This is a genomic window from Flavobacterium sinopsychrotolerans, assembly GCF_900110375.1.
GTDB classification, from domain to species: Bacteria; Bacteroidota; Bacteroidia; order Flavobacteriales; family Flavobacteriaceae; genus Flavobacterium; species Flavobacterium sinopsychrotolerans.
This window is the reverse complement of record NZ_FODN01000004.1, coordinates 178,775-200,672: the sequence shown is the minus strand read 5'-3', so window position 1 is coordinate 200,672 and position 21,898 is coordinate 178,775. Positions and strand designations below refer to the sequence as shown.

General features: G+C 34.8%; 21 protein-coding genes. 5 read left to right on the top strand and 16 right to left on the bottom strand.

What is annotated here, in order from left to right:
• Positions 1-164: 164 nt before the first annotated feature.
• From BMX64_RS09440 to BMX64_RS09430, 3 genes are all read right to left on the bottom strand, one after another.
• The gene (locus BMX64_RS09440) at positions 165-1,355 is read right to left on the bottom strand and encodes a BaiN/RdsA family NAD(P)/FAD-dependent oxidoreductase (protein WP_091170842.1); all 1,191 of its coding nucleotides are present in this window, start codon (positions 1,353-1,355) and stop codon (positions 165-167) included.
• A gap of 237 nt (positions 1,356-1,592) precedes the next feature.
• The gene (locus BMX64_RS09435; RefSeq protein WP_091170838.1) at positions 1,593-2,096 is read right to left on the bottom strand and encodes an SRPBCC family protein; all 504 of its coding nucleotides are present in this window, start codon (positions 2,094-2,096) and stop codon (positions 1,593-1,595) included.
• A gap of 148 nt (positions 2,097-2,244) precedes the next feature.
• The gene (locus BMX64_RS09430; RefSeq protein ID WP_091170835.1) at positions 2,245-2,754 is read right to left on the bottom strand and encodes a GNAT family N-acetyltransferase; all 510 of its coding nucleotides are present in this window, start codon (positions 2,752-2,754) and stop codon (positions 2,245-2,247) included.
• 235 nt (positions 2,755-2,989) lie between these two features.
• On the opposite strand from BMX64_RS09430, the gene BMX64_RS09425 reads away from it, so the two are divergent.
• On the top strand, positions 2,990-3,529 hold the full coding sequence (locus tag BMX64_RS09425) for a lipid-binding SYLF domain-containing protein (protein WP_091170831.1): 540 nt from the start codon (positions 2,990-2,992) through the stop codon (positions 3,527-3,529).
• A gap of 69 nt (positions 3,530-3,598) precedes the next feature.
• Here BMX64_RS09425 and BMX64_RS09420 read toward each other — a convergent pair whose 3' ends face one another.
• The 3 genes from BMX64_RS09420 to BMX64_RS15775 all read right to left on the bottom strand — a co-directional run bounded on the left by BMX64_RS09420 (position 3,599) and on the right by BMX64_RS15775 (position 5,283).
• On the bottom strand, positions 3,599-4,084 hold the full coding sequence (locus BMX64_RS09420; RefSeq protein ID WP_091170828.1) for a hypothetical protein: 486 nt from the start codon (positions 4,082-4,084) through the stop codon (positions 3,599-3,601).
• Between the two features lie 158 nt (positions 4,085-4,242).
• On the bottom strand, positions 4,243-4,581 hold the full coding sequence (locus BMX64_RS09415; protein ID WP_143056072.1) for a hypothetical protein: 339 nt from the start codon (positions 4,579-4,581) through the stop codon (positions 4,243-4,245).
• A 270-nt stretch (positions 4,582-4,851) separates the two neighbouring features.
• The gene (locus tag BMX64_RS15775) at positions 4,852-5,283 is read right to left on the bottom strand and encodes a potassium channel family protein (protein WP_262987365.1); all 432 of its coding nucleotides are present in this window, start codon (positions 5,281-5,283) and stop codon (positions 4,852-4,854) included.
• A 710-nt stretch (positions 5,284-5,993) separates the two neighbouring features.
• On the opposite strand from BMX64_RS15775, the gene BMX64_RS09405 reads away from it, so the two are divergent.
• Entirely contained in the window at positions 5,994-6,902 is a 909-nt protein-coding gene (locus BMX64_RS09405) for an SH3 domain-containing protein (RefSeq protein ID WP_091170820.1), read from the top strand.
• A 107-nt stretch (positions 6,903-7,009) separates the two neighbouring features.
• On the opposite strand, the gene BMX64_RS09400 is transcribed toward BMX64_RS09405, so the two are convergent.
• The 4 genes from BMX64_RS09400 to thrA all read right to left on the bottom strand — a co-directional run bounded on the left by BMX64_RS09400 (position 7,010) and on the right by thrA (position 13,785).
• On the bottom strand, positions 7,010-8,419 hold the full coding sequence (locus tag BMX64_RS09400; RefSeq protein ID WP_091170816.1) for a hypothetical protein: 1,410 nt from the start codon (positions 8,417-8,419) through the stop codon (positions 7,010-7,012).
• A 466-nt stretch (positions 8,420-8,885) separates the two neighbouring features.
• Positions 8,886-10,175, bottom strand: a complete 1,290-nt coding sequence (gene thrC, locus BMX64_RS09395; RefSeq protein ID WP_091170813.1) for a threonine synthase — start codon at positions 10,173-10,175, stop codon at positions 8,886-8,888.
• A gap of 128 nt (positions 10,176-10,303) precedes the next feature.
• Positions 10,304-11,230: a homoserine kinase gene (locus tag BMX64_RS09390; protein ID WP_091170810.1), complete on the bottom strand. Its 927-nt coding sequence runs from the start codon at positions 11,228-11,230 to the stop codon at positions 10,304-10,306.
• 107 nt (positions 11,231-11,337) lie between these two features.
• On the bottom strand, positions 11,338-13,785 hold the full coding sequence (thrA, locus tag BMX64_RS09385) for a bifunctional aspartate kinase/homoserine dehydrogenase I (RefSeq protein ID WP_091170807.1): 2,448 nt from the start codon (positions 13,783-13,785) through the stop codon (positions 11,338-11,340).
• A 723-nt stretch (positions 13,786-14,508) separates the two neighbouring features.
• On the opposite strand from thrA, the gene hutH reads away from it, so the two are divergent.
• The 3 genes from hutH to BMX64_RS09370 are packed head-to-tail and all read left to right on the top strand — an operon-like array spanning position 14,509 to position 18,033.
• Positions 14,509-16,023 (top strand): histidine ammonia-lyase, encoded by a 1,515-nt coding sequence (gene hutH, locus BMX64_RS09380; RefSeq protein ID WP_091170803.1) that lies wholly within the window; start codon positions 14,509-14,511, stop codon positions 16,021-16,023.
• Positions 16,024-16,073: 50 nt separating this feature from the next.
• Positions 16,074-16,718, top strand: a complete 645-nt coding sequence (locus BMX64_RS09375) for a DUF47 domain-containing protein (protein ID WP_091170799.1) — start codon at positions 16,074-16,076, stop codon at positions 16,716-16,718.
• Positions 16,719-16,749: 31 nt separating this feature from the next.
• The gene (locus BMX64_RS09370; RefSeq protein WP_091170796.1) at positions 16,750-18,033 is read left to right on the top strand and encodes an inorganic phosphate transporter; all 1,284 of its coding nucleotides are present in this window, start codon (positions 16,750-16,752) and stop codon (positions 18,031-18,033) included.
• Between the two features lie 71 nt (positions 18,034-18,104).
• Here BMX64_RS09370 and BMX64_RS09365 read toward each other — a convergent pair whose 3' ends face one another.
• The 6 genes from BMX64_RS09365 to BMX64_RS09340 all read right to left on the bottom strand — a co-directional run bounded on the left by BMX64_RS09365 (position 18,105) and on the right by BMX64_RS09340 (position 21,845).
• Positions 18,105-18,386, bottom strand: a complete 282-nt coding sequence (locus BMX64_RS09365) for a GNAT family N-acetyltransferase (RefSeq protein WP_091170791.1) — start codon at positions 18,384-18,386, stop codon at positions 18,105-18,107.
• A 6-nt stretch (positions 18,387-18,392) separates the two neighbouring features.
• Positions 18,393-18,785 (bottom strand): OsmC family protein, encoded by a 393-nt coding sequence (locus BMX64_RS09360; protein ID WP_091170787.1) that lies wholly within the window; start codon positions 18,783-18,785, stop codon positions 18,393-18,395.
• A complete protein-coding gene (locus BMX64_RS09355) occupies positions 18,785-19,672 on the bottom strand; it encodes a pirin family protein (RefSeq protein WP_091170780.1) in 888 nt (295 codons plus the stop codon). Before BMX64_RS09355 ends, BMX64_RS09360 begins: the two co-directional genes overlap by 1 nt.
• A 32-nt stretch (positions 19,673-19,704) precedes the next feature.
• Positions 19,705-20,583, bottom strand: coding sequence for a pirin family protein (locus BMX64_RS09350; RefSeq protein ID WP_091170776.1), 879 nt, complete (start codon positions 20,581-20,583; stop codon positions 19,705-19,707).
• A gap of 89 nt (positions 20,584-20,672) precedes the next feature.
• A complete protein-coding gene (locus tag BMX64_RS09345) occupies positions 20,673-21,269 on the bottom strand; it encodes a Crp/Fnr family transcriptional regulator (RefSeq protein WP_396180374.1) in 597 nt (198 codons plus the stop codon).
• A gap of 60 nt (positions 21,270-21,329) precedes the next feature.
• A complete protein-coding gene (locus BMX64_RS09340) occupies positions 21,330-21,845 on the bottom strand; it encodes a DUF421 domain-containing protein (RefSeq protein ID WP_091170771.1) in 516 nt (171 codons plus the stop codon).
• Positions 21,846-21,898: the final 53 nt, after the last annotated feature.

Sequence of the window (21,898 nt, the reverse complement as noted above, 5' to 3'; positions counted from 1 at the left end):
AGCATTTTTTTTTTGGCCACAGATTCACAGATTTATAAATTGTTGAATAGCTATGTTTTTTTTTTGCCAAAAATCTAATTTTAATCTGTGAATCTGTGGCTAATTTGTAAAAGCATTGATACAAGATTTAATATGTATTACTTAAGGAAAATATTGGCAAAAAATTAAGGAACTTTATTCAGGTGACGCGCAAGATGCATTCCCATACTAAAGCAAGCTTGCAGAAGATAACCGCCAGTGGGCGCATCCCAGTCGAGCATTTCACCGATACAATAATTATTTTTTTTATTTTTTAGTTGGAAATTTTCATCCACAGCAATCAGTTGAATGCCTCCTGTTGTAGATATTGCATCGTTCAGTAAGGCAGAACCTGTGATTTCAATACTCAATTTTTTTATGTTTTGTGACAATAATTCCGAATTCAGGTAGGTTTCTTTGGAAAGGTATTTTTTCAAAAGTCCAATCTGTGCAGGACTTAATTTTACTTCTTTCAGTAATGTTTCGCTTGTCTTTTTAAAAGTTGATTTTTTAATCTTTTGAAGTAAATCATTATAAAGTAAGGTTGGTTTCATATCCAAGAAAACTGTCGCTTTTTGATGGCTCTCCAATTCCTCCCGAATTTGTGGACTAAGCGCATAAATGGCATTGCCTTCTAAACCGAAACGCGTGATAACCGCTTCCCCTTTTTGTCTTTTATTTAAACAACTGATAGCAATATTTTTAAGCGGACTGCCTTCATGTTCTAAGATAAAATCTTCTGGCCAGTTCACGCGATACGCACAATTCGAAGATTGAAAAGGAACGATAGGAATACTTTCCCTTTCAAATAAATCTAGCCAAGTGCCATCAGAACCGGTGACTTTCCAGCTCCCGCCGCCCATGGCAAAAATGGTATAGTCAGATTTTATTGCTGTATCCGTATTGAAAATAAGTGCATCATTGCTCGTCCAACCCGTCCAAGTGTGTTGGTATTGAATGGCAACACCTTGCTTATCCAGAACATCCAGAATTGCGTTGAGCACCGTTATGGGTTTGATACCACTTTCAGGATAAACCCGTTTGCTGCTGCCAATATACGTTGGAATACCAATGGAATCAATCCACTGTCTAAAGTCTTCGTTATCAAAATCAAGGAGTGCTTTTTCCAGAAAATGAGGCGGAGTGTAGCGCGCAATCAACTCCCCAATAGGTTCCGAATGAGTGAGGTTAAATCCACCTTTTCCAGCCACCAGAAATTTCCTTCCCAGTGTTTTGTTTTTTTCGTAAATGGTAACCTTGAATTTCTTACAATCCAATAATGCAGCAAGTATAAGCGCTGCGGGTCCTCCTCCAATAATTGAAACTGATTTTTTCACGTCACAAAAATAGGTTTTGTTTTACCCATATTCCCTGATATTGGATTTTATATTAGGGATTGGGCGTAACCCCAAAGCAGAAAATTCTTTTTTCCATTTACGTATCTGCAGCTTTGGGGTCGGGCTTTTGGCTGTATCTTTATTTTTTTAAAGAAAAAAAATAAAGGATGCCACCGCAATCCCTTACGCGAGCCGCCCGAAGAAACTTAGAAATCTATATCTTCTCATAGAAGATTGTTATATTTTATTTTCTAGAAATAACGTTTCCAATTGCTCCAAACAAGCGGTAATACCTTGTTCAAAACCCATTTCAATCATGGTTTCAATCTCTTTTTCATTGGAATAAAACATCTTGAATTCCACCAAAGTGCCCGATGCTGTTGGTGTAAAAACAATAGTTCCTGTAGCAACCGGCAACGAAGAATTTACGTTTCCTTCTTCATCACAAAAACTATCTTTAATTTCAAAACTCAAATGCGGTGTTATGGCAGTATAGTCCATGCGTCCCCAATGTTTTTCATTTTCAGGACCCACCATGGCGTAAAGCCAATGACCGCCAACCGAAAATTGCATCGTTTTGGTTTCGGCTTTCCAAGGTTTTGGTGCCCACCATTGTTCTAATAATTCACTTTCCGTATAGGCACGCCAAACTTTTTCTAGCGGAGCAGAAAATGTTCTGGAAACCAAAATTGATTTTTCTTCTAAATCTTTTATAACAAGTGTTTTGGGAGTAGTTGCCATCTTATTTTGATTTAAGATTTATAAATTGAGAATAGGAATACTAATAGATTGAAGTTATTATTGCTTTTCTGTTGGTAATGAAAAGGAATTAATAAAGTTAATTAATTTTATTTTAAAAATATAATTAAATACAAATCAATTGTTTAAGTTAATTAATACTTTTTTCCATAACAATAAATTCCAAGGGCTCTTCCGTAATTGGAATATGAACAACACTTGCCGGAAAGGGTTCTCTTGCGCCGGTATCGATATAACCGTTGCGCTTGTACCAAGCAATTAATTCCTCCCGAACGGAAATTACAGTCATAACAATTTTCGGTAATCCTAATGCTTGGGCATGAAGTTCTGCCTGTTGCAATAATTGTTTCCCTACGCCACTGTTTTGTAATTCAGGTGAAACAGTCAGCATGCCTAAATACAATTGTTGCTCTTTTTCTACCAATAATACGCAACCTATAATCCGGTTGTTGTCCGTAAATTTTAGAATCGTATTTTTAGGGTCTTGAAGGACTTCAGTCAGTTCTTGTTCAGTAGTTCGGAGTCCTTCCAAAATGTTCGCCTCAGTAGTCCATCCTTTTTTAGAAGATTCCCCGCGGTACGCTGAATTGATTAAGGTGTTTAATTGTGAAATGTTCTCCAGTGTTGCTTTTGTAATCATGCGAATTTGTCTTGTGTTTTTGTCTTTTTCAAAGGTAGAAAAAAGGAATACACCATAGCATTTCTATCGGGTTCTTGTTTCGGTCTAAATTGTCATCAAAACAAGTAGCATTTGCGTTAGGAGTTAATTTCAATGATAAAATAAAATACTGATAATCAATATTATATGATTTTAATGACAATTTTTTTTTAACTTTGGATATAGAAATTAAACAAACAATTTAATAGGTAAAATTATGAAAAATTTAAATAATATTTGGGTAATAGTGTTGGCTTGTTTATTAAGCATAGCGCCAATGTATGGGCAATCGACTGCCAAAAAGAATAAAATTATTGCGGACAGCCAGACTGCAAAGGCTGAGTTCATCAAAAGTGACCCGCTGATGAAAGCACTTTTTGATAAAGCCTACGGTTATGTTATTTTTCCTAATGTAGGCAAGGGAGGACTGGGTATTGGAGGAGCGGCTGGTAACGGAGTAGCCTATGAACAGAACAAGAGAGTGGGCATGGCCAAGTTGTCGCAAGTGAGTATAGGATTTCAGGCCGGTGGACAAGCGTATCGGGAGGTGATATTTTTTGAAACAAAAAATGAAATGGACCGGTTTAAAGAAAGCCGATTCGAGTTTTCCGCACAAGCCTCCGCAGTAGCGGTAACCGAGGGCGCCTCCGCAAATGTAAAATACACGGATGGCGTGATGGTGTTTACCATGCAAAAAGGCGGACTCATGTACGAGGCATCAGTTGGCGGACAGAAGTTTAAATTTAATAAATTGTGATAAAAACCAAAATGGCTGAAAAATTTTTCAGCCGTTTTGGTTTTTAATAGGTATATTGAAATGCTATAATTATTTCTTTTTAGTTTCGAATAAAATGTATTTTTTGAATACATATTTCCAAGGCACAAAGAGTATTGGTATGATAATTCCGGAGAACATATACGCCATTTCTTCGGCCGGTGAACCTTTTAGCGTTCCTGCGGACCATAAGGGATAAGCCACTACCGCAAGCCAAAGTCCTTTATAAAAAATCATAAAAAGCATAATAGGTAGCATACGCAACGTATGAAACATGCCTAAAAGCGCCAGTGTTGAGTAAGCAGCCCAAGTGCACCAAGCAACCGCCCTTGTAGGATCCCAAGCACCTTCATGGGTAAGAATAACGGTCCAGGAATCAGTGGCAACAAAAACAAACATTAAAGCGAAAAACAGCCGCATCACATAAATATTGATTTTGCGAACTCCTTCGTAGTTTTCGTAGTCCGGAACAAAAATGTTTTTGATACTGAACTTTGATGGCTTCTGCTTTAGTGGCGCTTGCTCTGTTGTATTCATAATTTTTCTGTTTGGTTTTTATTTTAGCCAAGGTATAAAAAAAGCTATATCATTTTAAGTCAGTAGCTTATTTTGTTTTTTTATCTTGTTGTTGTGGGCACGGAAAACATTTCCGTACTATCAAACTAATAGATATTGTGTATATCCGAGTAATTATGTTAATGTTTTCTTTTTGGAGCACTTCTGGTATGAGGCCTAACATAAGTTCCATCTTTTCTTGTATATCCTTTTACGTGGACTGTTCCGCCAGAAGAACTTCTTGTTGAAGGATTATTGTAATTTGTACTTGATGAATTAGACTTGCTAGAATAATTAGAATTTGTTGGACTACTATATATAGGATTTATTGCCCAACCTTTATATGTTTTCCATTTGACTTTTCTGTGTCTTTTTGTACCGGAAGCTATAAATGCACTATTGCCTTTTGGAATTACAATAATCGATTCGCTACCACCATTAGTATTTTCATAAATTGGTGTGTCTTCCTCAATATTCACAAAATAATAATTTGTAACACATGAAGTAAATAGGACATATGTCAAAAGGAGTAATAATTTTTTCATAATAGTAATTTAAATAATTTATATTTCTTGTTTATGCTATTCTTTTTTTTGCATTATGAACAACATCTTGAAGTTTTGTGGGATTAAATAAATTTTGTTGAAAAGAGTACAACTACATAATTCTTTTATAAAGTTTATAGAATCTTCAAACACAAAACAAACCCAGTAATCAAACAAAATAACTGTTACCTGTCACGAACTTAATTATTTTTCAGATTCTATATTTTGTTTGTTATCAATGACAAACCAAGAAGCAACGAATGCAGTAAATGTACCAAATAGCCCAACACCTGCAGTCATTAAAATAGCCGCAATTATCCTACCTTCGGTTGTAACTGGAAATTTATCTCCGTAACCGACAGTTGTAATGGTAACATAAGCCCACCAAATTGCATCCTCGGCAGTTTTAATATTACTATTTGGATCGTTTTCAACCTGTAAAATTCCAATTGCTGAAAAGATTACCAATAATATTGCGATAACTGAAACTGAAGTAAAAGCGCCTTCTGCTTTATTTGCAAAAATATGATCGACAATATTTTTTGTTGTTTTGAATGCTCTTATAATTCGTAATAATCGAATAAGTCGTAATAAACGTCCTGGACGTAGAGTTTCGATCATTGGAATACATGAAATTAAATCAATCCAACCCTAGCGCATAAACTTTAATTTGTTTTCCGCTTTTCTAAAACGAATACAAAATTCAACAAAGAAAAATATGCAAATCGAATAGTCAATATAATTTAATAGGAGAGAAGTTTCAGTAGGCAGAATATATACAGAATCGACAATTAATGCACCTAAAACATAAATTGATAAAATTAATACAATCAAATTTAATAATCCAAGTTTCTCTAAGCTTTTGGGTTTTTCATTTGTCATTTTATCGATTGTGTTAATTGGTTACTTTTATATATTTTTTACAAAGTAGCTTAAATACACCCATGTTTTGGTGAATTCGTGCTGTAATTTGTTTTTTACGTTCAGCAAAATTAATGACTTTACTTACAGAAAACTAATTTAGAATAAAAAGAATCTCGACTGCGATCGATTTGACATTGAATCAAATTATTTCCATAAAAACCGACTAAAAATTACTTTCCAGTCGGTTTGCTTTTTAGAATATACCTTTAAATCCAATACCAATAGACTTTCAATTCCTTCTAAATCTTAATGTGCAAACTCCCTTTTTCTTCAGGCTAAATAGTACTCATTAATGCTATTTGGGGCTATTATTTTTTAGAATTTGTTTAAAAATAATCTAAAAAATAATGGTTTCCTGTGATGCTTTCTTGGTTGTTTTTTAGTATTTTGGCAGTAGAATCATTTATAATTAACTGATTAGTATGAAATATAGAGTCGCTACTCCGTCATTAAATCTAAGAGATTTTCCGGCAACGCAGGATAATTCCAAAATTTTAATACAAATACCTTTTAGGCATACTGTTAAATTAATTGAAAAAACAGCATCAGATTGGTGGAAAGTAAAACTTTTGAACACTGAAAAAGAAGGTTTTGTGTTTTCAAAAGATATCGAGCTTGTTGATGAAACGAATCAAAAAAGTATGGATATTGAAGTGCCCAATTTTGAGCCAGGTACAAAAGCAAGTCTGGACAGTAAAGAGGAAACGTACAAACCTATTGGCGATCCTTCAATTCCGTTTAGAGATTTAACGAGTCTAGAGTCTAAATTTACGTCAATTCAAAACATCATCAAGGCGCTGGATGTTTCAAAAAGTTTCCGATATCAGAAAGACGCATCGGATACCTACTGTAATATTTATACTTTTGATTATTGTTTTTTTGCCAAGGTCTATATCCCCAGATTAAGATGGACTGATACGGCAATCGAGCAACTGGAGAAAGGGAACGAAGTAGCATTGGTTTTTGATGAAACAGTAAGGCCTTTTTATTCCAATTATATCTATGATTGGTTTTTACAATCGGGGAGTGAGTTTGGTTGGGAAAGAATCGATGATGTTGATGAACTTCAAAAGAAAGTAAATGCTACCGGAGGAGTAGGAATCATCTGTGCCAAAAGATTTATCCTGAATAAATCAGGACATATTGTAGTGGTCGTTCCGGAAACGGATACTGATAAAGCCTTTAGGAAAGACGGCAAAGTCATTTATCCGTTGCAGTCCCAAGCAGGAGCTGATAATTATAATTATTTTTCAGAAATCAGAAAAGATTGGTGGGACAATAAAGATCCGGAAAAAGGATATGCGGCTGCTATCTTTTATTACCATGAGTAGTTTAAAAAAACATATAAATAAATACCCTTCTTGCGGGCTACTGTCAACAAGAAGGGTAATTATATAGAGGGTATTCTAAAAAGACACCTTGCATTTGTGATGCATGTTTATTTTTTAATTAGTAAAGAGCTACAAAAGCCTTTTTCATAATAGGTAGCGTGTAAACTGCTGTATATTTGATCGTAAATTTCTAAAGGATCATTCGATTTTATCGTAATAGATAATATGTTTTCTAAAAAGCCGATGAATTTTGATGGTACATGTGTTTCTTTGCCATGGATAATAGATTCGTACACAAAATTATTCCATTCCAAATCGCAAATCGGATTTTCGATTTCGTTTAACAGGGCATGATCCATAATAAAAACAAGAAAATTCAAAACCTCCTGTAGGTGTTTTTCGTCGAAATAATCAAATATTCGAAACTCAATGCCATGATTTTTGTGCTTGTGAAAATTGATGTCAAGCCCAATTTTATCAATTTTTTCATAATCTGATATTTCAGAATAACGGTTCACCCACCACAACGGATTATCGTGCATCGGGTGTTCGTCAAAATTCATCTGGACGATTTTTCCGGTTTTCATCACATTGGTGTCATAGGTTCCTACCCCAATGTATCTTGACATGGCACATCGTTGTGATGCTTTTGTTAAATTGACGCTGCTGTCATTATGCGATAAATAATCAGAAGAACCGAATTTTATCATAAATAATGGACTCAACCATTGGAATAATCGAATGGCTCTCTGGTGTTTTTTTATAAAACCTATTTTGTCCTTAATTTCACCGTCCTTATTTAACTCAGTAGGAATAGTTAAATTGAAATGATAGGTCATATTATTAAAAACAGAATAATTAGTATTGTTTGAAATAAAAATGGCAAAAGGATGGTTTTTAGAGCATATTTTTATGGCGCCATATTCCGTAAAGATTTTATCTTTATCAAAGGCGCTTTGTAAGTTATTTATAAAACCTTGTTTTATTTTTGCTAGTTCAGCAATGGCGGAGTCAATATCTGTTTTGTAAAATTTTTGCGTAACAAATTCAACTGTGTCACCGTCAAAAATGAATTCTTTTTGAAGCTCGTCTATAAAATAAGGATTGTTTTTTTGTAATTTTTCAAAGATACTTTCCCCTGAATATTCAGGATTTGGTTCATTGTCTATGGGGTCAAAAGTCTTATGCTGGTTGTTGATGTCCGTTTTTGTAAACGAATGGGAATTCATCAATACAGGCAAATAATATTCTTTATCGGATAATATTTTTAGTAATGAATTCTGATATATGTTTTCTTTGTAATTCTTAAAATGATTGACACTATACTTTTCATGAAGTCCTTTAGTTAGCAAAAAATCTTTGTCTACCACACGATGGTTTTCAAATTCTAAATAACATTCATTCTCGATTCCTACGCCCCAATACAAATCATTTGACTTATATTGATTCCTATAATCTTTGTGCTTATCCAATAATTCAATTTCAAAACTAACAGCATTCATGCTATGATCCGTCATAAACTTTTTTCTCCTTCTTTTAATAAATTATGTTGATATGGGAAGCTACTTTATCAGGTAGTTTTTTTGAAGTATTTTTTAATCGGTTGATTTTAGTTAAGATTCAAACAGTTTCTTAAATACTTAGTTGTTTTTTTAATGGGGTTCAGGTTTGTTTTTTCACTCGCAAAAGACCTGAATAGAGATAACTCAATTTTTTTGCAAAACTAGGTATAATTTAAATCATATTCAAGCTATATTTTCAGATATGGAATTTTATTTTTTTGTGGCGTAATGTATTGTTTTGCTTCTCTGTAAAATACTCATAATTATATATTTAAAATGGAAGTCTAAAATGCGTAGAATTGTTTTGTGGTTCCAAAATACAAGTTTAGAACTACTTTATAAATAGACTTGCTTAGCCACAAAAAAAAACGACTAAAATGAGATTCTCAGTCGTTTTTTTATTTGATTGGAAAGACATTTTTTATTCCAGAAAAGCTTTCAAATCCTCATATGTTTTAATTTTTACGCTCACTTTTTCCTTTCCTAAAACACTTTCAATTTGGGTAGGAATCGGCAGTTTTACGTTTAATGTTGGTTCAACCGTATCCAAAAACTTAATTGGGTGGGCAGTTTCTAAGAAAACACCAATCGCATTCGGGTGATTTTGTAATTCTTTTTTCAAACCCAAATAACCAACAGCTCCGTGCGGTTCTGCGATGTAGCCATCGGTATTATAAATGGTTTTCATGGCTTCAATCGTTTCTGCATCAGAGAACGTAAACGAAGAAAAATCTTTTTTGAATTGCTCTAAATCATTGTGATACATTTCCTGAATTCGGATAAAATTACTTGGATTTCCCACATCCATCGCATTTGAAATCGTAGCGATAGAAGGTTTTGGGTCGTAAATTCCGTTTTCTAAAAACCTCGGAACCGTATCATTTACATTCGTTGAAGCTACAAAATGTTCAATAGGCAATCCCATTTTTTTAGCAATGATACCTGCACAAATATTCCCGAAATTCCCACTTGGACAAGAGAAAACTAACGGTTTGTTTTGTTTCTTTAATGCTTTGTACGCAAAGAAGAAATAAAACATTTGCGGCAACCAGCGCGCAATATTTATCGAATTTGCCGAAGTCAGGTTTTTATGTTTTAAACTTTCATCTAAAAATGCTTTCTTCACCATATCTTGGCAATCATCAAAAACGCCGTCTACTTCAAGCGCTTTAATATTTTGTCCTAAAGTGGTCAATTGTCGTTCCTGAATATCGCTCACTTTTCCGGATGGATATAGGATTATCACTTCCACGCCTTTTACACCAAGGAAACCACTTGCAACAGCACCGCCAGTATCGCCGGAAGTCGCTACAAGGACCGTGTTTTTGCTGTCTTTTTTGTCTTTATTGAAATAACCCAAACAACGTGACATGAATCGCGCGCCTACGTCCTTGAAAGCCATCGTTGGGCCATGAAACAATTCAAGGGAATAAATGCCTTTTTCGACTTCGACAACAGGGAAATCAAAACATAAGGTTTCGGCAATGATTTGTTTTAAAGTGGCTTCCGGGATTTCGTCACCCACAAATTGTTGAATCGCTTTAAAAGCAATTTCTTCATTGCTTAAATTTTCGATAGTGTCAAAAAACTCTTGTAGTAATGGTGTAATTTCTTCCGGGAAATACAATCCTTTATCAGTGGCTAATCCTTGTATTACGGCTTCTTGAAAAGAAACTTTGGGTGCGTTATGGTTTAAACTGTAATATTTCATTGTGTTTAGTAATTGTAGAATCCCCACCCCAACCCTCCCCAAAGGGAAGGGAGACGAAACTGGATTCAGAATGTGTTGTTGTAATTTTAAAATCAATAATCTTATTCCTTTTATTCTCCCTTCGGGGGTTAGGGGGATACTATTTTTATCCCTTCATCATTCACCTTAGAAACGTGAATTTCATACGGTAAATTCATTTCGTCGTACACGGCGCTCATGGCTTTGGCGATTTTATCAGCGGTTTCCTTTCCTTTGCTTAAGGCAAAAATAGAAGGGCCTGAGCCCGAAATCCCGGAACCTAAAGCCCCGTTTTCTAAAGCCGTTTGCTTGATTAAATCAAATCCGGGAATCAAAACACTTCGTAACGGTTCCACGATTTCATCATGCAACGAACGCCCGATTAAATCATAATCTTTGGTATATAGTCCAGCGATTAATCCACCTACATTTCCCCATTGTGTGATAGCACTTTTCAAGGAAACGGTTTGTTTTAATACGGAACGTGCATCAGATGTTTTCAACTCAATTTGAGGATGAACCACGGTAGCGTACAATTCAGATGGACTTTCTATTTTGATAATATCTAAAGGATTCGAACTTCTCACCAGCGTAAAACCACCCAAAAGGGCAGGAGCAACGTTATCGGCATGGGCATTTCCACTGGCTAATTTTTCGCCTTGCATCGCAAATAAAACCAATTCTTTTCTCGTGAATGGTCGTCCCAATAATTCATTGATTCCAAAAACAGCTCCGGCTGAACTTGCGGCACTGCTTCCAATTCCGCTGCCGGCTTTGATATTTTTGTAGATTTCGATTTCGAATCCAAATTCGGTTTCTATCGCTTCCAACATCGCTAAAGCGGATACTCCGGCAACATTTTTTTCGGTTTCCAAAGGTAAGTTGGCACCCACAATTTTAGTGATGCGAATCCCTTTTATATCTGATTTTCGAATAATCATTTCGTCTCCCGCAGTTTCTAAACACAGTCCAAGGACATCAAATCCGCAGGAAAGATTAGCGATTGTAGCAGGGCAAAATATTTTTATTTCGTTCATAATAGTAGTCTTAAAGTCTAAAGTCATAAAGTGGTAAAGTCTTAGGAATGAACATAAAATCAAGTGGTTAACTTTCAGAATTTATGACATTTGACCTTACGACTAATTTATACGTTTCCAATTCTAATTACATCAGCAAATATTCCTGAAGCGGTAACCGCAGCTCCGGCACCGGCACCTTTTATCAATAAAGGTTGGTCCACATAACGATCTGTGAAGAATAATACGATGTTGTCTTTTCCTTCCAAATTGTAAAACGAATGGTCTTTCGGAATGAATCTTAAACCAACATTTGCTTTTCCGTTTTCGAATTGCGCTACGTATTTCAAACGAGATTCTTTGCTTAACGCTTCTTTATAAATAGTTTCAAAATGAGCGGCATGTGTCTGTAAAGATTCGAAAAATGCTTCATTTGAAGTCGTATTCAAACACTCTGCAGGCATAAACGATTCGTTTGTGATTTCGTCAATTTCCATTTTATAGCCACTTTCACGAATCAAGATTAATATCTTTCTGGCAACGTCAATTCCGCTTAAATCAATCTTAGGATCTGGTTCTGTAAATCCTTGTACTCCTGCTTCTTTTACAACATCATGAAAAGTATTGTTTTCGTCAAAATTATTGAAGATAAAGTTCAAACTTCCGGATAAAACCGCTTGAATTTTATTCACTTTATCACCGGAAGCAATCAGGTTTTTTACGGTATCAATAATTGGTAATCCCGCTCCAACATTCGTTTCAAATAGAAAAGGCGCATTGAACTGTCTGGATAATTTCTTCAGTTTTTTGTAATTATCGTACTCGGAAGCACACGCAATTTTGTTGCAAGTTACAACAGCTATGTTTCGTTTTAAATACTGTTCGTAGGTTTTAGAGACGCTTTCATTCGCTGTTATATCCACAAAAATACTGTTTCGTAAATTGAGTTCTTTTACATTAGAAATAAACTTTTCTTTGTCAGCTGGTTCTCCAGTTTCTAATAAGAACTGCCATTCTTTTAAAGCGATTCCATCTTCATCAAAGTACATTTTTCTGGAATTGGACAATGCAATAACGCGCAGGTTTATTTTTAGATTTTCTTTCAGGAATTTCTTTTGTTGGTGAATTTGCTCTATGAATTTTTCTCCTACATTTCCAACGCCCATCACAAATAGGTTCAACTGTTTGGTATTTTCTTCGAAAAAGTTTTCGTGTAGCGTATTCAATGCCTTTTTTACATCTCTTTCGTTGATTACTGCCGAAATATTTCTTTCGGAAGCACCTTGTGCAATCGCTCGTATATTGACATTATTTTTACCCAAAGTGCTAAACATTCTTCCGCTTAAACCTTGATGGTTTTTCATGTTTTCGCCCACCAAAGCAATAATGCAAAGGTTTTTCTCAACAATGCAAGGTTCTATTTTATTTTGTGAAATTTCCACTTCAAAAGCTTTGTTGATGGCCTCTTCCGCCACATCAGCATCCGAATTTAGAATTCCAATACAAATAGAATGCTCTGATGAGGCTTGAGTGATGAAAATTACGTTGATATTTTTATTGGATAAAACTTCAAAAAGTCTTTTGGAAGAACCGGAAACACCTATCATTCCTGAGCCTTCAAGCGTAATCAATGTGATTGCATCAATATGTGTAATTCCTTTTACGGGATTAGATTGCGCAAAAACCTGATTGGAAATATACGTTCCTTCAGCTGCTGGTTCAAAAGTATTTTTGATCAGAATTGGAATATTTTTTCTCAATACCGGCTGGATTGTCGGCGGATATAAAACTTTGGCACCAAAATGAGACAACTCCATCGCTTCCTGATAGGAAATGTAGGCGATAGGTTGTGCTTGTTTTACAATTTTTGGATTGGCAGTAAACATTCCGTTGACGTCAGTCCAAATCTCCAAGTCATTTGCATCAAGAGCGCCTGCAAGAATAGCGGCTGTATAATCCGATCCACCGCGTCCCAAAGTAGTGTTGATTCCGTCAAGCGAAGCAGCTATAAATCCCGGCATCACTACCACCTGATTCTCATTCGAAGCAAAAAAATCGATAATTAATTCATTGGAAACATCAAAATTAACAACTGCTTTCCCAAAATGGTTGTTGGTTTTTATCAGTTCGCGGCTGTCTTTATAACTGCTGTTTTTTAGGTTTTGTTTTAAAGCTTCTGCTATTATATAAGAAGACAGCAATTCACCAAAACTCAAAATAGTATCCGAAGTTCGAGGAGATAATTCGCCCAAAAGGTAACAGCCGTCCAGTAAGGTTTCTAGATGATTGATGATTCTTTTGATATGGCTCAAAAGACTGCTTTGTTCGCTTACAGGAATAAGTTCTTTTAAAGCGTCTAAATGTTTTTTCTCTATGTCGGCAAGAATATCTTTGAAGCTTTCGTCTCCAGCGGCTGCTTTTTGCGAAGCAAGTTGAAGCAAATCAGTGACTTTGCTGAAAGCAGAAACCACAACGATTAATTTTTCTTCTTTGGCTTTGTTACTAACGATGTCTAAAACCAGTTTTATATTTTGTGCATTGGCAACCGAAGTTCCGCCAAATTTTAATACTTTCATAACGAAGTTATTTGTTTTTAATGTAATAGGAAATCGCCATTTCTTGATTAATGGAGCGCGGGCGATGTAATAGTGTGTGCTGTTTTTTTGAAAAATGTAATGTTTATTATATACCCAAGGACTTTCTTTTCTTGAGAAAAAAATATAATGAATAGGATTATATGTTGAATGTTTACCCCAAAGGGGTAGTTGTAGTTGTTGCAGTAAACGTAACAGCAGTGCCAACCCAGATTTGAGTTGTTATCGAAGAGTGATATGTAGCTTTATTGTTTACCATTTTGATATTCCAAAAGTACAGTTTTTTATAAAAAAATAAAGCCTTCAATGGCGTTTTTGCGAATATTTGAAAATAGTAGAGGCTATTTGCGGATTATGAAATATTGTATGGTATATCAAGTCTCTAATAAAGCTATTCGTAATATTCGCTAAATTTTTCAAATAATTATGAGTATTGAAGTATAATTTTATCAGGTATGAATGGTGTAATTCGTTCTTAATCAAATTAAAATTGCATAGAATCAGTTTGTTTTGGTACGTAAAAATTTTGTTTACTTATTTAGGAGAACAAATATGATAATTACAAATAAAGTATTGTAAGCGTATAAGAATATTTGCATGAAATCTATTATTTGGTTTTGTTTAACTATGAAATTTAAATTATTGTCAATAAATGTTGTGTAATTATAAAGATTTATTCAATTTTACCTTTTAAACACTATCAAAATGGATAATACGCATTATATTAGTACTGAATTACTTAGTCTGGAAATACTGGAGGAAATTGTTTCTCATCATAAATCATTGGCTTTGTCTGATGAGGCGAAAATAAATATTCAAAAATGTCGCGATTATTTAGACAAAAAGATGGCTTCCCATTCGGATCCAATTTATGGTATAAATACAGGTTTCGGATCACTTTGTAATGTAAAAATATCCAACGAGAATCTATCAAAACTTCAGGAAAATTTAGTGAAATCGCATTCTTGCGGTACAGGTGAGGAGGTACCAACCGAAATTGTGAAACTGATGTTGTTGCTTAAAATCCAGTCGCTCAGTTATGGACATTCCGGAATTCAATTGCAAACTGTGGAACGTTTAATTGCATTTTATAACAATGATATTCTTCCGGTAATTTACACACAAGGTTCACTGGGAGCTTCGGGAGATTTAGCGCCTTTGGCACATTTATCATTACCTTTATTAGGAGAAGGCGAGGTGCATTTTGAAGGGAAAAAAGTGCATTCCAGCGAAGTTTTGAAACATTTTGATTGGGAACCGATTGTTTTGCAGTCAAAAGAAGGATTAGCTTTGTTGAACGGAACGCAGTTTATGAGTGCGTATGGAGCGCATATTTTGATGAAAGTCAGCAAATTTTCTTATTTGGCTGATTTGATAGGAACAATTTCACTTGAAGGTTTTGATGGAAGAATTGAACCTTTCAATGAATTGATCCATTTTATACGACCTCACAAAGGACAGATTGTAACAGCCAACCGCATAAAAGGATTTTTGGAAGGTAGTGAAATTATCGAACAGCCAAAAAACCACGTTCAGGATCCGTATTCCTTCCGATGCATGCCACAAGTGCATGGCGCCTCTAAAGATGCGATTGATTATGTCAAAAAAGTGTTCAAGACTGAAATCAATTCAGTTACAGATAATCCTAATATTTTTATTGAAAGTGACCAAATCATTTCCGGAGGGAATTTTCACGGACAACCTTTGGCTTTAGCCTTAGATTTTATGGCCATTGCTTTAGCTGAATTGGGAAGTATTTCGGAGCGAAGAACCTATCAATTGATTTCAGGAACTAGAAATCTTCCGGCATTTTTAGTAGATAATCCAGGATTGAATTCTGGTTTGATGATTCCGCAATATACAGCTGCCAGTATTGCCAGCCAAAATAAACAACTGGCAACTCCCGCCAGTGTTGATAGTATTGTTTCCAGTAACGGGCAGGAAGATCATGTAAGTATGGGCGCAAATGCCGCTACAAAAGCATTACGTGTTTTGGATAATTTGGAACGAATTTTAGCAATCGAATTAATGAATGCTTCTCAAGCCATAGAATACAGACGACCATTGCAGTCCAGTGATTTTATTGAAATGTTTTTAAATGCGTATCGCGAAGAAGTTCCTTTGATTAAAGAAGACCGAATTTTGCATTATGATATTGAAAAGACAGTTTCTTTTTTAAACAGTTTTCAAATCGAAGACGATTTGTTAACAATAGCTTAACATTAGCGTAAAATAATGAACTAATTTTGCACTTCTAAATTTAAAATAAAATGAACATAAATAATTTTTTCCAATTTTTGGTTCCTAAAGACAAAAAGTTCTTTCCACTTTTTGAAGAAGCATCAAGCAACTTAATTGATATTGCAACAAATTTGCACGAAGCTGTAAATCTTCCTTTAAAGGAACGTGAGGCTCTTTTTCAAAAAATTGATGTCTTAGAACAAAAAGGGGAGGATATAGCTCGTCAGACTAATCTTGAGTTGAGTAGAAATTTTATTACTCCGTTTGATAGAGAAGATATTTACTCATTAATAACATCAATAGATAATGTTGCTGGTAATCTTCATGGTGCTGCGAGTAGAATGCGATTGTATCAAGTGGATAAAATTACAAAATCTATCAGAAAACTGACCGAAATTAATCTTGAAGCATGTCAGAACATTGATGTTGCGGTAAGAGAATTGAGAGATTTGAAAAAAATGAAGAACATCACAGATGCTTGTCTTCGAATTAATAAGTTAGAAAATAAATCTGATAATGTTTATGATAAAGCAGTTCTTGATTTATTTGAAAATGAAACGGATGCTAAAAACATTATCAAATACAAAGAAGTATTGTCAGTTTTAGAAACGGCAACGGATAAATGTAAAAGTGTAGCCAGTGTTTTAGAATCAATTTCTGTAAAACACTCTTAATTTAATCCATTTCATTCTGAAATTATAATTTATGGAATTTACTCTGCTTATAGTTATTATAGTTCTGGCCTTAATTTTTGATTACATTAATGGTTTTCATGATGCAGCCAATGCTATAGCAACCGTTGTTGCCACAAAAGTATTAAGTCCTTTTCAAGCAGTAGTTTGGGCAGCGTTTTTTAACTTTTTGGCCTATTGGGTTTTTGGTTTTGGTGTGGCAGATACTGTTGCAAAAACGGCTAACACAATGGATATTAATTTAGTTGTAATCCTTGCAGGTGTAATCGCTGCAATTATTTGGAATTTATTTACTTGGTGGCAAGGAATTCCTTCCAGTTCCTCCCATACCCTAATTGGAGGATTTGCAGGAGCAGCAATAGCTCATGCAGGATTTGGTGTTGTTTCTTGGTACAAAGAAGGAAAAGATGGAGGAATGCCTTCAGGGGTTTTAATCATTGTTGCTTTTATTATATTGGCCCCATTGTTAGGAGCATTAATATCTTATTTAATATCGATTTGGCTACTTAATGCTTCTAAAAAAAGCATCTATCCAAAAATATTCACAGCTTCTTTAATGATTTTGACAATTTGGTTTGTAGAAAGCCAAATGATTTATTACGATCAAATCGAAAAACCTCGTTTTGATTCTCCTTTTTGGAGTGTTGCTTTTGAAGCACACAATATTAAATGGTTTTTGGTAGCATTCATTGTTCTTTCCATAAGCACATTCTGTTTGATATTTAGTAGTTTAAATTTAAATCAAGCTACGGCATGGTTGAAAAAAATGCAATTACTATCTTCTGCAGCCTTTAGTTTAGGACACGGTGGAAATGACTCCCAAAAAGTTATGGGTATTATTGCAGCTGCTGTTGCTGTTTACATTCACACCAGTGGAGTTGCTCAAGAATCGCTTCCAGCTTGGTTAGATGTTGTTCTGCCAAATGACGAAGGAGCATTCAAAATGCCCGCTTGGATTCCTTTAGCATGTTATTCTGCTATTGCAGCTGGAACGTTAAGTGGAGGATGGAAAATTGTGAAAACAATGGGATCAAAAATCACGAAAGTGACTTCTTTTGAAGGTGTTGCCGCAGAAACTGCTGGAGCATTGACATTATATTTTACAGAGCATTTTAAAGTGCCTGTAAGTACAACGCATACTATTACTGGATCTATCATTGGAGTTGGACTTACTAAAAGAGTTTCTGCAGTACGATGGGGAATGACCGTAAGTTTATTATGGGCTTGGGTTTTGACTATTCCAATTTCAGCAATATTAGCAGCAATCATTTACTATATCTTTAGTATTTTTATTTAATACTAAGATAACAATCATAAAAAACCATTCTTACTGAGAATGGTTTTTTTTATGCTCTAAAATTGAATTTTCTAAAATAGAAGATTTTGTATTTCCTTCGTTTTATCAAATACGCTTTTCGCGAAAGGACATAATGGTAAAATTTTAAGATTGTTTTTCCTGGCATATTGTACGGCGTCCATTACCATTTTTTTGCCTACACTTTGTCCAGCAAAATCAGGATTTACTTCGGTGTGGTCAATAATAAATTTATCAGTTCCTGCCAAGGTATAGGTCATTCTTCCAGCTTCGATGTCGTTATCAACGGCTCTAAAGTAGCCGTTTTTTATTTCATTTATTTGTTCAATTGTCATGAATTTCTAATTTAATGCTGTTGTTATTTCGATCGGGTTGGTTAAAATTTTGTGTATCGGACATTTATCAGCAATGTTTAATAAACGGGTTTTTTGATCATTGTCTAAAGCTCCGAATAACTGAATGTTACGTACTATTTTGAATTTATTTTCCACTGAATCAGTTTCAAAAGTGACTTCAACTTTTGCATCGGTTAAATTCCAACCTTTTCGGTTGGCATACATGCGCAAAGTAATACACGTGCAAGCAGCTAGGGAAGAAGCCAGTAATTCTTTTGGCTCAAAGCCTAAATCTTTTCCTCCGCTACTTTCAGGTTCATCAGAAATGATCAAATTTGTTTCGGATTCTATTTCCGTTTTGTAAAGTTCAGTACCAATGCTTGCTGTTATCTTACCCATTATTTGTCTTTTTTATTTTGCTCCGGAAGTGGAACAAATTCAGTTTCGCCAGGAACTGTATCAAACGTTTGTGTCAACCATTTTGCTTTTGCATTTTCAATCAGTTCTTTAGTTGAAGCGACAAAATTCCAATAGATAATTCGTTCTTCTGGAAAGGGTTCTCCTCCAAAAATATAAATTGTGGTGTTTGCTACCATGTCAAAAGTACAGAGTTTGCTGTCTTTGGCAATCAAAATTTGCTTTGGACCAAATACATTTCCTTCACTTTCAATACTGCCTTCTAAAATGTATAAAGCGCTTTCTCCAAATAAATACTCGCCTATTGTAACGGTTTGACTCGTAGTGCTTTTTAGTTCTAAAAGATACAGCGGACTGTAAACCGGGACAGGTGATTTTTTACCAAGTACTTCGCCAGCTATAAGTTTATAGGCAATATCATCCGTTTCCCATTCTGGTATTTGATTTTCAGGAACGTGAAAAAAAGAAGGCTCCATTTCTTCCAATTCTTTCGGTAATGCCACCCAAATTTGAAGTCCGTGCAACATTTTATTAGAACTACGCAAATACTCAGGCGTTCGTTCCGAGTGAACGATTCCTTTTCCTGCAGTCATCCAATTGATTTGCCCGGGTTTGATTTCCATTTCAGTTCCCAAACTGTCTTTGTGCATAATGCTTCCTTCGAACAAATAGGTTAAAGTGGAAAGCCCAATGTGTGGATGTGTCGGAACATCAAGATTTTCGTAATCGCTCATACAGGTTGGTCCCATATGATCGATGAATGCAAATGGTCCAACCATTCTTTTTTCACGAAAGGGAAGCAATCGCCCAACCATAAAGTTACCAATATTACTCGGGCGTTCTTCTATTATCAGTTTGATGTTTGACATTTTGATGTATTTTAAAATATAAAAATAACGAATTATTCTTCTAAATAACCGAATTTCCCCATATTCACATCATTGAATGCTTGCATGATTTCGGCTTGGGTATTCATTACAAACGGACCGTGTGCTGCAATAGGTTCATTGATAGGTTCACCGCTTAAAATTAAAACGATTGCATTTTCAGTTGCTTCAATGGTAAATTCTTCGCCTTCATTTTCGAACAATGCAAAGTGGTCAGCAGGAACATTTTTGCTATCATTCACTTTTATGCTTCCTTCAATAACAAGTAAAGCAGTGTTGTAATTTGCCGGAAAATGAAAAGATGCTTTTGCTCCTTTACTTAATTTGGCATTTAGTAAATGTACGGGTGTGAAAGTAGAAGCAGAACCTTTTGCATTTTCATATTCTCCAGCTATCACTTCAATCACGCCGCCATTATCAGGAAGTTCCAATTTATTGATTTGGTCGTTAGTAATTCCCTGGTATTTTGGTATTGACATTTTGTCTTTTGCCGGAAGGTTGACCCAAAGCTGTACCATTTGAAAATCACCACCATTTTTGCTAAATTCTTCTTCATGGTATTCTTTGTGTAAAATTCCCGAAGCTGCAGTCATCCATTGTACATCTCCTTCACCAATAATGCCACTGTTTCCGGAACTGTCATGATGCGCTACTTTTCCTTTGTAGGCAATCGTAACGGTTTCAAAACCTCTGTGTGGATGGACACTTACGCCTCTGGGTTGGTCCGTTGGCGGAAAATAAAATTTAGAATTATAATCCATCATGATGAATGGACTCATTCTTTTCATGTCTAAATGATATCCGCTCGGGATAAAATTGTGTACTCTAAAACCGTCACCAACCATGTGTGGTGGAGGTGGAGCCAATACTAATTCAATATTTTTTGTTTTCATTGTGATGTCTTATTTTAATTATAGTACAAATTTACTATGGATTAAAATCAGATGCATTGATGTAGGATAAGAAATGAATTTGTTAAGAATTAATACGGCTTAAAATTCCTTTTAGCTAATTCTTTGCGAACCCTACTCAAAGTTTCAGGCGTAATACCTAGATAGGAAGCAATCATCCATTGTGGAATTCGTAAAGTAAGACTTGCGTAAATGGTTATGAAATCTAAATAGCGTTGTTCAGCAGTAGCTCCTAATAATAAGTTGACTCGTTTTTGAAGTTGTCGAATGTGATTGTGTAGCGCAGTATTGTCTTGTTCTCGAAAAGAAATGCTTATTTCTGCAGCAGCATTAATGAATTTTTTGTCGATGAACACAATTTCAGTATCTTCAATAGCATCAATAAATAATTCAGAAGGTTCATTGAAATAAGAACTACTTCTATCCGAAATAATCCAATTCTCAGCCGCAAACTGAATGATATGTTCTTTTCCATTTTCATCAATGGTGTACGAACGTAATAAACCTTTGGAAACAAAAAAAGAGTGTTGACAAATATCGCCCTGATGGAGTAGGACTGTTCCTTTTTCTACTTTTTTGGATTGCAATGTATCTGTAATCGAAAGAAACTGTTCGTCCGTTAGATTCGTTTTGGATTGAAAGTATGTTTTGAAAGAATCGAGCATAATTATTTTGATGCAATTCGTTTGTTTTTAAAACCCTTTAGCTATATTTTGAGTTCTTTAAGTCTAATTTATTCCACCTAAATTTTTATGAATGCGTCTGCGTTTGTAATGGGTTTGTTTTAAATTGGTGTCTCCAGATATAATGCTAATATTTCCGTCTATTTCTAGCATTGCTAATTTTACATCTTTAAAATATTCAATTCCATGTTCCCGCATGGCTTCTTTTAATTCATCAGAAGTGATGTTTAATTTACTAAGAGTCTTAAAATCCAAATTGCCGTTGTGTATAAGAATTTCTGGTTTTTCTTGCATGAAATCACTGAATTTTGGGTACTTAAACATCAATTTCTTTAAAATAAAATTGATGCTAAACAATACAGTTGCCGCAGCTAAACCTCCCAATAAACTGGTATCGTTTCCTACCATTGCATTTTGAACGGAGTTACTGATGAGTAGAATTAATATTACATCAGCAGTGTTCAGTTGAGACAATTCTTTCTTGCCAAAAAGGCGTAATGCAATAACCATAAAAAAATAAACGGTAATACTTCGAAGAATTATATCAAGATATTCGTTCATTTTTTTTAGGTTTAATACATTTGCTAAACTACTTTACTGTCAATAATTAAATA

Coding starts and splice junctions, on each gene's coding strand:
- BMX64_RS09435 (WP_091170838.1), bottom strand. CDS start 2,096: ATGGCAACTACTCCCAAAACACTTGTTATAAAAGATTTAGAAGAAAAA.
- BMX64_RS09430 (WP_091170835.1), bottom strand. CDS start 2,754: ATGATTACAAAAGCAACACTGGAGAACATTTCACAATTAAACACCTTA.
- BMX64_RS09425 (WP_091170831.1), top strand. CDS start 2,990: ATGAAAAATTTAAATAATATTTGGGTAATAGTGTTGGCTTGTTTATTA.
- BMX64_RS09420 (WP_091170828.1), bottom strand. CDS start 4,084: ATGAATACAACAGAGCAAGCGCCACTAAAGCAGAAGCCATCAAAGTTC.
- BMX64_RS09405 (WP_091170820.1), top strand. CDS start 5,994: ATGAAATATAGAGTCGCTACTCCGTCATTAAATCTAAGAGATTTTCCG.
- BMX64_RS09400 (WP_091170816.1), bottom strand. CDS start 8,419: ATGACGGATCATAGCATGAATGCTGTTAGTTTTGAAATTGAATTATTG.
- thrC (WP_091170813.1), bottom strand. CDS start 10,175: ATGAAATATTACAGTTTAAACCATAACGCACCCAAAGTTTCTTTTCAA.
- BMX64_RS09390 (WP_091170810.1), bottom strand. CDS start 11,230: ATGAACGAAATAAAAATATTTTGCCCTGCTACAATCGCTAATCTTTCC.
- thrA (WP_091170807.1), bottom strand. CDS start 13,785: ATGAAAGTATTAAAATTTGGCGGAACTTCGGTTGCCAATGCACAAAAT.
- hutH (WP_091170803.1), top strand. CDS start 14,509: ATGGATAATACGCATTATATTAGTACTGAATTACTTAGTCTGGAAATA.
- BMX64_RS09375 (WP_091170799.1), top strand. CDS start 16,074: ATGAACATAAATAATTTTTTCCAATTTTTGGTTCCTAAAGACAAAAAG.
- BMX64_RS09370 (WP_091170796.1), top strand. CDS start 16,750: ATGGAATTTACTCTGCTTATAGTTATTATAGTTCTGGCCTTAATTTTT.
- BMX64_RS09365 (WP_091170791.1), bottom strand. CDS start 18,386: ATGACAATTGAACAAATAAATGAAATAAAAAACGGCTACTTTAGAGCC.
- BMX64_RS09360 (WP_091170787.1), bottom strand. CDS start 18,785: ATGGGTAAGATAACAGCAAGCATTGGTACTGAACTTTACAAAACGGAA.
- BMX64_RS09355 (WP_091170780.1), bottom strand. CDS start 19,672: ATGTCAAACATCAAACTGATAATAGAAGAACGCCCGAGTAATATTGGT.
- BMX64_RS09350 (WP_091170776.1), bottom strand. CDS start 20,583: ATGAAAACAAAAAATATTGAATTAGTATTGGCTCCACCTCCACCACAC.
- BMX64_RS09340 (WP_091170771.1), bottom strand. CDS start 21,845: ATGAACGAATATCTTGATATAATTCTTCGAAGTATTACCGTTTATTTT.